The 1,216-nt window shown below is 43.1% G+C and carries 1 protein-coding gene and 1 pseudogene; both read left to right on the top strand.

Features of this window, described 5'->3' with window-relative positions; translation table 11 throughout:
• Positions 1 to 166, top strand: a pseudogene (locus ED312_RS24300) (rhomboid family intramembrane serine protease); the annotation flags it as partial.
• Positions 167 to 345: 179 nt separating this feature from the next.
• The gene (locus ED312_RS17260) at positions 346 to 1,047 is read left to right on the top strand and encodes an SIMPL domain-containing protein (protein ID WP_123217279.1); all 702 of its coding nucleotides are present in this window, start codon (positions 346 to 348) and stop codon (positions 1,045 to 1,047) included.
• Positions 1,048 to 1,216 lie beyond the last annotated feature (169 nt).

The raw sequence follows: 1,216 nt of genomic DNA, 5'->3' as shown, positions 1-1,216 counted from the left end.
GGTGGGGAATATAGGCCATACCGCACATTTTGGCGGGGCCATTGGCGGGTATGTCCTGACGCTTGCTTTTCAGCCGGGATTGATTACCCAGGACCCTTTGATGGTGGGATTGCTCGCATTACCTATTATCCTGTTGTATGTTCTCGGGAAAATGGGGAAAATATAACATTGTCCTGTCAAAAAATCTACCTTTGTATTATCCGGGAATCTCACAGGAAATAGTTTTATTGTAAGCTGCCGGGAAAGATAATTCCTTATTTTTTGTATAAAAATAATTGCTGGTTTCCGGTTTGGCACGGCAGTTGTATAAGGGGAAGAATATAAACACAAAAAGCAATATACATTATGAAAAAAATCTTTTTAACTTTGGTATTAGGCACTACTATGGCATTACAAGCACAAACTCCTTCTGTTTTGGTAAAAGACCCTGCCCGCACGATATCTGTTTCGGGAGAAGGGACAGTAAAAGTGGTACCGGATAACGTAACCCTTAAAGTGAGGGTGGAAAACGAAGGTAAATCTGCCCTTGATGTGAAAAAACTTAACGATGCACTTATCGATAAGGTATTGAAGTTCTGTAAGGACATGAATATAGAGGCCAAGGACATAAAGACGGAGTATCTGAACCTGAACAAGAATTATGACTACCAGACCAAAGAGTATAAGTATGTGGCCAATCAATCTCTTTCCATTCGTTTGAAAGACCTGTCCAAATACGAGGCGCTGAGCCAGGGGTTACTGGATGCCGGAGTAAACCGTATAGACGGTGTGGAATTCAATGCTTCGAATATTGATGAACTGAAGAGTCAGGCGCGTATAAAAGCGGTTAAAAATGCAAGGAAAAAAGCGGAAGAATATGCTTCTGCCCTGGGGAAAAGCGTAGGCGAACCTATTTACCTGTCCGAGACCGGGCAACCTGAACCCATACCAATGCCAAGATATGCCATGATGAAGGCCGAAGCTGATGCTTCCGGCAGTGGTGAGTCCATAGCTATTGGGGAAATGAGTATCGAGGCTACGGTACATGTAGGGTTCGAATTGAAGTAAGGTTAATTATTATGTTGCAGGAACGGTGTTTCCGGCAGTATGATACAACATAAGATAAGCGGGATGTCTTGAAAGGGACGTCCCGCTTTTTTATTTAACGTGAATAATGGATAAGACAAAAGGCACGCTCTCTTCAGAAGAGGGGTATTCCGCAAGCGGAACAAGGAGT

Source organism: Sinomicrobium pectinilyticum, assembly GCF_003725735.1.
Taxonomy (GTDB): Bacteria; Bacteroidota; Bacteroidia; order Flavobacteriales; family Flavobacteriaceae; genus Sinomicrobium; species Sinomicrobium pectinilyticum.
Note: the sequence above shows the minus strand (reverse complement) of the source record. Positions and strands in the feature narration are given on the sequence as shown.

Bases quoted from the DNA above. Each gene is read 5' to 3' on its own strand.
- ED312_RS17260 (WP_123217279.1), top strand. From the start codon at position 346: ATGAAAAAAATCTTTTTAACTTTGGTATTAGGCACTACTATGGCATTA.